1 protein-coding gene is annotated in these 10685 nt (G+C 73.9%); it reads right to left on the reverse strand.

Annotated elements, in window-relative coordinates:
- Positions 1-16: 16 nt before the first annotated feature.
- Positions 17-10681 (reverse strand): SDR family NAD(P)-dependent oxidoreductase, encoded by a 10665-nt coding sequence (locus ACFU8W_RS40355; RefSeq protein ID WP_384048763.1) that lies wholly within the window; start codon positions 10679-10681, stop codon positions 17-19.
- Positions 10682-10685 lie beyond the last annotated feature (4 nt).

Raw genomic sequence — 10685 nt, forward strand, 5'->3', positions numbered from 1 at the left:
ACGCGTGTGCGCCCCCTTACTCGCCTCCCATCGCCCTGGCGATGAGGTCCTCGGCGCTCATCGTGTCGATCTCGTCGATGGCGCCGTTCGCCTCCGGCGCCGGGGCCTGCTCCCCTGCCTCGGCATCGGCGAACGCGCGCAGGGTGTCCAGCAGCCCGCTGTCGCGCAGCCTGGCCGGCGGTACGGCGGCCAGGATCCGGCGGATCTCCTTGTCGGTCGGCGTACGCCCGTCGTCCCCGCCCGCTCCGGCGTCCTCCGGCTCGGGCGCCAGTTCCGCGTACAGGTGGGCGGCGAGGGCCCGCGGGCTGGGGTGGTCGAAGATCAGGCTCGCCGGCAGCCGCAACCCGGTGACCAGGGTGAGCTTGTTGCGGAACCCGACCGCGGCCAGCGAGTCGAAGCCGAGCTCGCTGAACGCGCGGTCCGGCTCGACGGCTTCGCGCCCCTCGTGTCCCAGCAGGGAGGCCGCATGCGTCCGCACGAGTTCGAGCAGCATCGGCAGCCGCTTGTGCGGCGGCGCCTGGGCGAGGCGGTCCCGCAGGGCGCCGACCGAGTCCTCGGGGGTGTCCTGCGCGGCCCTGCGCGGTGCCGGGCGCACCAGGTCGCGCAGCGGCGCCGGTACGTCGTCGGGCTCGCCGACGGCGTAGGCGTCCGTGTCGAGGCGCATGGGCAGCAGAGCGGGCTCGTCCGTGCCGAGCGCGCTGTCGAAAAGGGCCAGCCCCTCCTCGGGGGTCAGCGCGCCGATGCCGCCGGTCGCGATGCGCCGGACGTCCGCCTCACCGAGCCCGGCCGCCATGCCGTCGCCGCCGGTGTCCCACAGGCCCCAGGCCAGAGAGGTCGCGGCGAGCCCGGCCGCCCTGCGCCGCGCGGCCAGGGCGTCCAGGAAGGCGTTGGCGGCGGCGTAGCTGCCCTGTCCCGGCGCGCCGAGCACTCCGGCGGCCGAGGAGAACAGGACGAACGCCGACAGGTCCAGGTCCCTGGTCAGCCGGTCCAGTACCAGGGCCGCGTCCACCTTGGGCCGCAGGACGCGGTCCACTCGTTCGGGGGTCAGGGAGGACACGACCGCGTCGTCGAGCACGCCCGCGGCGTGCACCACCGCGGTCAGTGGGTGCTCGGCGGGCACCGTCGCCAGCATGGCGGCGGTCGCTTCCGGGTCGGCGACGTCACAGGCGACCAGCGAGACCGTGGCTCCCAATCCGGTGAGCTCCGCGCGCAGTTCGGCGGCGCCGGGTGCGTCCGGGCCCCGGCGTCCGGCCAGCAGCAGGTGCCGGACACCGTGCCGGGCCACCACGTGGCGGGCGACCAGCCTGCCGAGCGCACCTGTCGCGCCGGTGATCAGCACTGTGCCCTCGGAGTCCCAGGCCGGTCCGGCTCCGGTGCCGGACACGGTCGCCCGGACCAGCCGCGGCACCCGGACGCCTCCGCCGCGCAGCACCAGATGGGGTTCGTCCGCGGTCACCGCCGTGGACAGCCCGCGCAGTCGGGCTCCGGCGGCGGCCGTGTCCTCGGCGCCCAGGTCGACGAGCAGGACCCGATCGGGGTGCTCCGCCTGGGCGGAGCGCACCAGGCCACCCACGGCAGCACCGGCCAGATCCACGGCGGTACTTCCGCCGACGGCGGTGGCGCAGCATGTGACGACGACCAGCTTCCCGGCGGCGAACCGCTCGTCGGCCAGCCAGGACTGCAGCAGGCCGAGAACGCGGTGCACCTCCTCCCCCGGCCGCCGTTCCTCGCCTCCGCAGGGCAGCAGCACGATGTCGCTGCCCACCGCCGCGTCCAGGTCCGGTACGACCTGGGCGCCGCACTCGCCGGCCAGGCCCCAACGGTCCTGGCCCAGCACACTCCAGCGTCCCGTGGCCGCGGCCTCGCCGACCGGCAGCGGGCGCCATTCCGTCCGGAAGAGCGAGTCGGCGGTGGGGGCGGGGGCCGGGTCCGGTTCCTGGGCCGACATCGGGCGCAGCACCAGCGAGCCGACGGTGGCCACCGGCCGTCCGGTCCCGTCGGCCATGTCCAGCGCCGCGTGCCCGGCGCCGGGGCGCCGCACCCGGATCCGCAGCGCACTCGCGCCGACGGCGTACAGCTCCACCCGTTCCCAGGTGAAGGGCAGCGCGGCCTCGCGGGCGGCCGCGTTGGAGCCACCGATGCCGATCGTGTGCAGTGCCGCGTCGAACACGGCGGGATGCAGGCCGTAGTTCTCCGCCCCGGCCTGCTCGGACCGGTCCAGGGCGACCTCGGCGTAGACCTCGTCGCCACGCTTCCAGGCCCGGCGCAGACCTCGGAAGGCGGGTCCGTAGTCCAGCCCGCGGTCCGCGAGTTCCTCGTACATGCCGTCCAGCGACACCTCTTCGGCCCCGGCCGGAGGCCAGGCGGACAGGTCGAAGGACGGGCGCCCGCCGGTCGGGGCCAGCACGCCGGTCGTATGCCGGGTCCAGGGCCGGCCGTCGTCCGCCCCCTCGGGCCGCGAGTGCAGGCTGAATCGCCGTGTGCCGTCACTGTCCGGAGCGGACAGCATGCACTGCACGCGCACTCCGGAGCGCGGTGGTACCACCAGCGGCGCCTCGTGGGTGAGTTCCTCCAGGCGCGGGCAGCCCACCGACTCGCCGGCGTGTACGGCCATCTCCACCATGCCGGTGCCGGGGAACAGAATCCGGCCGCCGGGCTTGTGGTCCTCCAGCCACGAGTGGGTTCCCGCCGAGAGCCTGCCGGTGAACAGCAGCCCGCCGGAGTCGGCGAGTTCGACGGCTGGTCCGAGCAGCGGGTGGCCGGTGGCTCCGGGGGCGGGGGCACCGCTGGTGCTGTCCACCCAGTACCGCTTGTGCTGGAAGGGGTAGGTGGGCAGGTCGACCCGGCGTGCCCCGGTACCGGCGAACAGGGCCGACCAGTCCACCGGAGCACCAGTGGTGTGCAGACCGGCCAACGCCCGCAGCACCACACCCGGCTCGTCGGCGTCCTTGGCCAGCAACGGCACACACACCGCATCCCGACCCTCGGCCAGACACTGCTGTGCCATGGCGGTGCAAGTGGCGTCAGGACCGATCTCCACGAACCGGCCCACCCCCTGCTCCTCCAACACCCTTACCGCGTCGTGGAAACGGACCGGCCGACGCACGTGCGACACCCAGTAGCCCGGATCGCACAACTCCTCCGCCGTGGCCACCGCGCCCGTCAGCGTGGAGACGATCGGGATCTCCGGCCGGTGGTAGGTGAGTCCCTCGGCCACCTCCCGGAACTCACCCAACATCGGCTCCATCAACGGCGAATGAAACGCATGACTCACCGCCAGACGACGAACCCGCCGACCCCAGCCAGCCACCTCCCGCGCCACCGACTCCACCACCGCGGCCTCACCCGACACCACCACCGACACCGGACCATTGACCGCCGCCACACCAGCCCGGCCCCCAACCCCCGCCAGCAACGGCAACACCTCCGCCTCACCAGCCTCCAACGCCACCATCGCACCACCCGAAGGCAACGCCTGCATCAACCGACCACGAGCCACCACCAACGCACAGGCATCCTCAAGCGACCACACACCCGCCACATGCGCAGCCGCGAGCTCACCGACCGAATGACCCACCAGCACATCCGGCACCACACCCCAGGACTCCAACAGCCGGAACAACGCCACCTGCACCGCGAACAACGCCGGCTGCGTAAACCCCGTCGCGTCCAACAACGCCGCATCCGCACCGCCCTCCAGCGCAAACACAACATCCCGCAACGAACGCCCCACACGCCCGTCCAACACCGCACACACCGCATCAAAAGCCTCGGCGAACACCGGGAACGCGTCGTACAACTCACGCCCCATACCGGCACGCTGCGACCCCTGACCCGAGAACACGAACGCCGTCCGACCCCCGGCATCCGCCACACCCCGAACCAGACCCGGCGCCTCCTCACCATCCGCCAACGCCATCAGACCGCGCAGGAACTCCGGTCGCCTGCTGCCGAACAGGACGGCGCGGTGGTCGAAGACCGACCGGGTGGTCGCCAGTGAGTACCCGATGTCCGCGAGGTCCAGGTCCGGGTCCTCGTCGAGACGGGCCAGCATGCGCTCGGCCTGGGCGCGCAGGGCCGCCCCGGTACGGGCTGCCAGCGGCCACGGCACGGCTCCGGAGACCGCCCGCTCCGACGGGGCCTCGCCCGCGGTCGGCTCCTCGGCCGGGTCCGGCGCGGCAACGTGTTCCTCGATGATCACGTGCGCGTTGGTGCCGCTGACGCCGAACGAGGAGACCCCCGCACGGCGCGGGTGGTCGCCGGGCTCCCAGGGCATCGCCTCGGTGAGCAACTCCACCGCACCCGCCGACCAGTCCACCTGCGGCGACGGCTCATCCACATGCAACGTCCGCGGCAACACCCCGGACCGCATCGCCATCACCATCTTGATCACACCAGCCACACCCGCCGCCGCCTGGGTGTGCCCGATATTGGACTTCACCGACCCCAGCCACAACGGACGATCCGCCTCACGGTCCCGGCCATAGGTCGCCAGCAGCGCCTGCGCCTCGATCGGATCACCCAGACGCGTCCCCGTTCCATGCGCCTCCACCACATCCACCTCAGCCCCGGACAACCCGGCATCAGCCAACGCCGCCCGAATCACCCGCTGCTGCGAAGGCCCGTTCGGCGCCGTCAGACCGTTGGACGCACCGTCCTGGTTCACCGCGCTGCCCCGCACCACCGCCAACACCCGATGCCCGTTGCGCAGCGCGTCCGACAACCGCTCCAGCACCAGCACACCCACACCTTCGGACCAGGCGGTGCCGTCCGCCTCTCCGGAGAACGCCTTGCAGCGGCCGTCCGGGGCCAGCCCGCGCTGCCGGCTGAACTCGGTGAAGGTCTCCGGGGTGGCCATGACGGTCACTCCCCCGACGAGCGCGAGTGAGCACTCGCCCGTCCTCAGCGTCTGGGCGGCCATGTGCATGGCCACCAGGGAGGAGGAGCAGGCGGTGTCCACCGACACCGCCGGACCCTCCAGACCCAGGGTGTAGGCAACCCGGCCGGAGACGACGGCTCCGGTGCTGTTGCTGCCCACGTAGTCGTGGTACTGGACACCGGCGTAGACGCCGGTGGCGCTGCCGCGCAGCGACACGGGGTCGATGCCGCCTCGCTCAAGGGCCTCCCAGGACGCCTCCAGCAGCAACCGCTGCTGCGGGTCGAGCAGTGCGGCCTCCTTCGGGGAGACACCGAAGAAGCCCGGGTCGAAGTCGCCCGCGTCGTACACGAATCCGCCTTCGCGGACGTAGGTGGTACCGGGCCTTCGCCCGTCCGGGTCGTAGAGGCCGTCCAGGTCCCAGCCGCGGTCGGCGGGGAACTCGCCGATGGCGTCGATTCCCTCGCTGACGAGCCGCCACAGGTCGTCGGGGGTGTGCGCGCCGCCGGGGAACCGGCAGGCCATACCGACGATCGCGATCGCGTCGCCGGTCCGGGGGGCGGCGGCCGGGGCCGCGGCCCCGTCGGCCGCCCCGGTCAGTTCGGCCAGGAGGTGCCGGGCGAGGACCGCCGGTGTCGGGTGGTCGAAGACCAGGGTGGCGGGCAGCCGCAGTCCGGTGGCCGTGTTGAGCCCGTTGCGCAGTTCGACGGCGGTCAGCGAGTCGAAGCCGAGCTGCTGGAACTCCTTGCCGGGTTCGACGTCTTCGAGGGAGCCGTGACCCAGGACGGCGGCCACCCGGGCGCGGACCAGGTCCAGGACTGCGGCGGGGCGTTCGTCCTCCGGCAGGGCCCGCAGCGTCTCGGCGAGTGTGGCGGTGTCCTGCGCGGCGGCACTGGCCGCAGCGCGCCGGGGCCCACCACCCCCGGTCAGTCCGCGCAGGGCCGCGGGCGTCTCGGCGCCGGGCGCGCGCAGAGCCGACAGGTCGAACCGGGCGGCGACGACCAGGGGGTCGGCGGAGCCCAGGGCGGCGTCGAAGAGTGCCAGGCCCTGCCCCGTGGACAGGGGCAGCACCCCGCTGTGGGACAGCCGGGCACGGTCGGTCTCCTCGAGGGTGTCCGCCATGCCGCCCTCTTGCCCCCACCATCCCCAGGCGAGCGAGAGGGCGGGCAGTCCCGCGGCCCGCCGGTGGGCGGCCAGGGCGTCGAGGAAGGCGTTGGCGGCGGCGTAGTTGCCCTGGCCGGGGGCGCCCAGCAGTCCCGAGAGCGAGGAGAAGAGGACGAAGCCGGCCAGGTCCAGGTCTCGGGTGAGCTCGTGCAGCCGGAGGGCGGCCTCGGCCTTCGGTCCCAGTACGGCGTCCAGGCGTTCCGGGGTGAGGGAGGTCAGCACACCGTCGTCGAGCGCTCCCGCGGCGTGGACGACCGCGGTCAGCGGATGCTCGCCGGGTATGGCCGCCAGGACTTCGGCGAGCGCGGCGCGGTCGGTGAGGTCGCAGGCCGCGACCGTGACCCGGGCCCCGGCCGCCGAGAGTTCCCCGGTCAGCCCGGCCACGCCGTCGGGTCCCTTGCGGCTGACCAACAGGAGGTGCCGGACGCCGTGTTCGGCGACCAGGTGGCGGGCGACGGCGCCGCCGAGGGCTCCGGATGCGCCGGTGACGAGGACGGTGCCGTCCGGGTCCAGCCGGGGCAGGTCGCCGCCATGCTCCTCGGCCTGCGGGACGCGGGCCAGCCGCGGGACGTGGAGACGGCCGTCTCGTACGGCGAGCTGGGGCTCCGCCGAGCCGAGGACGGCGGGTAGGAGCGCCTCGGTGTCGGTCCCCCGCTCCACGTCGAGCAGCACGAACCGGCCGGGGTGCTCGGCCTGCGCGGAGCGGACCAGGCCCCAGACCGCGGCACCGGCGAGGTCCGTCGGCCCGTCGCCGTCGGCCGCGACGGCGCCCGTCGTCACGAAGACCAGGGTCGAGTCGGCGAACCGGTCGTCCCCGAGCCAGCTCTGGACGGCGGCCAGCGCCCGGTGGGTGGCGGCGCGCACCTCTTCTGCGCCGGTGCACTCCAAAAGGACCGCGTCCGGTACCGCGTCCCCGGTGGCCGCCGCCTTCTCGAAGAGGGCCGCACTCGGCGGCGCGGCGGGGGCCGGCGCGGCGATCGGCTGCCAGTGGATCCGGTGGAGCGGGGGGCGGCCCGCGACGGAGAGCCGCGACGGGGCGACGGGACGGAAGACGGCGGAGTCGACAGTGGCCACCGGGGCGCCGGCGGCGTCCGCGACGGTGATCGCGTACGAGTCGTCGCCGGTGGGGGTGAAGCGGACTCGCAGGACCGAGGCGCCGGCGGCGTGCAGTTCCGCTCCGGACCAGGAGAAGGGGAGGCGGCCCGCGGCGCCGGCCTCGTCGCCTCCGGCGGCGCGCAGCGCGTGGGTGGCAGCGTCCAGGGCCGCCGGGTGCAGTCCGAAGGCCACCGCCTCGCCCGACACCTCCTCGGGGAGCCGTACCTCGGCGTGGATCTCCTCGCCCAGGCGCCATGCCGCGCGCAGTCCGCGGAAGGCCGGGCCGTAGGCCAGGCCCGAGTCCTCGAACTCCTCGTACAGAACGGTGAGGTCGATCGGCTCGGCGCCGACGGGCGGCCATGCGTCCGGTCCGGTGGCAGGCTGGGCGCTCGGCGGCTCCAGCACTCCCGTGGCGTGCGTGGTCCACTCGGTGTCCGGGGCGGCCTCCTCCGGCCGCGAGTGCACCGTGAGGTGACGTGCCCCCGATGCGTCGGCACCGCCCACGGCGACCTGCACCCGTACGCCGTGGTGCTCCGGCAGCACCAGCGGGGCGCCCAGGGTCAGTTCCGCCACCCGGGTACAGCCGACCTGGTCGCCCGCGTGGATCGCCAGTTCCAGGAACGCGGTGCCCGGCAGGGTCACGGTGTCCCCGGCCCGGTGGTGGGTCAGCCACGGGTGCCGGCCAGTGGACAGGATGCCGCTGAGGACGACACCGCCGGTGTCCGCGAGAGAGACGGCCGCGCCCAGCAGCGGGTGTCCCGCGGCGTCCAGGCCCGCGGCGGTCACCCCGTCGCGCCGCGTGCGGTCCTCCAGCCAGTAGCGGCGGCGCTGGAAGGCGTACGTCGGCAGCGGAACCGTACGGGCTCCGCGTGCGTCGTGCACGGCCGTCCAGTCCGGGGTGGCGCCCGCGGTGTGCAATCCGGCCAGGGCGGTGAGCAGCGTCCGTGCCTCGCCGCGGTCGCGGCGCAGCAGCGGGTACAGGACCGCGTTGTCCGCCGTGTCGGTCAGGCAGTCGCGCACCAGGGCGGTGAGCACGCCGTCCGGGCCGATCTCGACGTACCGTGTGACGCCCTCGGCCTCCAGGTGGCGGATGCCTTCGTGGAAGCGGACGGCCTCGCGGACGTGGCGCACCCAGTACTCCGGTGAGCACAGTTCGTGGGCGGCGACCGGTCCGTCGGCCGTGTGGGAGACCACTGGGATGTCCGGCTCGGCGTACGCCAGCGACTTGGCGACACGTCCGAAGTCGTCGAGCATCTCCTCCATCAGGGGTGAGTGGAAGGCGTGGGAGACCCGCAGCCTGTGCGTCCTGCGGCCCTGCTTCGCGAAGGCCGCCACGATGCCGAGGACCGACTCCTCCTCGCCGGAGACCACCACGGACGACGGCCCGTTGACGGCGGCGATGCCGACCCGGTCGTCGAGCAGGGGTCGCACCTCGTCCTCGGTGGCCTGCACCGCGGCCATGGCTCCGCCCGCCGGCAGCGCCTGCATCAGCCGACCGCGGGCCGCCACCAGTGTGCAGGCGTCCTCAAGGGACCACACACCCGCGACATGGGCGGCGGCGAGCTCGCCGATGGAATGGCCGAGCAGCAGGTCGGGCGTCACGCCCCACGACTCCAGCAGCCGGTACAGCGCCACCTCCACCGCGAAGAGCGCGGGCTGGGCGTACTCGGTGCGGTCGAGCGCCTCGGCGTCCTCGAACATCACCTCGCGCAGGGGGCGGTCGAGGCGTTTGTCGAACTCGGCGCACACGGCGTCCAGCGGCTCGGCGAACTCCGGGTACAGGGAGTGGAGTTCACGGCCCATGGCCACCGACTGGGCGCCCTGCCCGGTGAAGAGGAAGGCAGTCGGCCCGTCGTCGGCGGTGCCGCGCAGTACCTCGGGATGCGGCTCGTCCGCGGCGAGCGCGGCCATTTTGCCGATGCCGTCGGCGGTGTTCTCGGCGAGCACCACAGCGCGGTGGTCCAGAACGGCTCGGGTGGCGGCCAGGGAGCGGCCTATGTCGGACGCGTCGGTTTCCGGGTTCTCCTCCAGGTGGACGCGCAGGCGGTCGGCCTGGGCGCGCAGCGCGTCCGCGCTGTGTCCGGAGACCGGCCACGGCACGGGCACGCCGGTCGGCCGGCCGGGCCGGGGGGAGCCGACGGGTTCGGCAGGCGCCGGTTCGGCCTCCTCGACGATCAGGTGCGCGTTGGTGCCGCTGACGCCGAACGACGACACCCCGGCGCGGCGCGGCCGTTCACCGCGCGACCACTCCCTGGCCTCGGTGAGCAGGCGGACCCGTCCTGCGGTCCAGTCGACCTGCCGGGTGGGTTCGGAGACGTGCAGGGTGCGCGGGAGCACGCCGTGTCGCATGGCCATGACCATCTTGATGACGCCCGCCACGCCGGCGGCGGCCTGCGCGTGGCCGATGTTGGACTTCAGGGAGCCCAGCCACAGCGGACGGTCCTCGGGCCGGTCCTGACCGTAGGCGGCGATGACGGCCTGCGCCTCGATCGGGTCGCCCAGCGTCGTGCCGGTCCCATGTCCCTCCACCGTGTCCACCTCGGCCGCGGACAGCCCGGCGTCGGCCAGCGCCCGGCGGATGGCGCGCTGCTGCGAAGGGCCGTTGGGTGCCGTCAAGCCGTTGGACGCGCCGTCGGAGTTGACGGCCGAGCCTCGGATGACGGCCAGCACGGGGTGCCCGTTGCGGCGGGCGTCGGAGAGCCGCTCGAGCAGCAGCAGGCCGGCTCCCTCGGCCCAGCCGGTGCCGTCCGCGTCGTCGGAGAAGGCCTTGCAGCGGCCGTCGGCCGCGAGCCCGCGCTGCCGGCTGAACGCGAGGAACGGTCCGGGCGCGGACATCACCATCACGCCGCCGGCCAGCGCGAGCGAGCACTCGCGCCGTTGGAGCGCCCGTCCGGCGAGGTGCAGGGCGACGAGCGAGGAGGAGCAGGCGGTGTCGACGGTGACGGCCGGGCCTTCCAGGCCGAAGGTGTAGGCCACCCGGCCGGAGAGCACCGAGGCCGCGTTGCCGGTGCTCAGGTAGTCCTCGACGGCCCTGGAGCCGGCCGGCCGGGAGAGGTCCTCGTAGTAGTCCTGGCTGCCACTGCCGACGAACACCCCGACCTGGGCTCCGCGCAGCGAGTCCGGTGCGATCCGGCCACGTTCCATGACCTCCCAGGCGAGTTCGAGCACCAGGCGCTGCTGGGGGTCCATGGCCAGGGCCTCGCGCGGCGAGATGCCGAACAGCGAGGCGTCGAACTCACCTGCGTCGTGGACGAATCCGCCTTCGCGTACGTAGCTGGTGCCGGAGCTGCCGGGGTCGGCGTCGTAGAGGGCCCCCAGGTCCCAGCCGCGGTCGGCGGGGAAGGGGCCGATCGCGTCGCGCTCCTCGGCGACGAGCCGCCACAGGTCCTCCGGCGAGGCCACGCCTCCCGGGTAGCGGCAGCTCATCGCGACGACCGCGACCGGTTCCTGTTCAGCCGTCTCCAGCTCGCGCAGCCGTTCGCGGGTGTGGTGCAGGTCCGCCGTCACTCGCTTGAGGTAGTCGAGAAGCTTCTTCTCATTGTTCATCGGA

Source organism: Streptomyces sp. NPDC057565, from assembly GCF_042801455.1.
GTDB lineage: Bacteria > Actinomycetota > Actinomycetes > Streptomycetales > Streptomycetaceae > Streptomyces > Streptomyces yanii.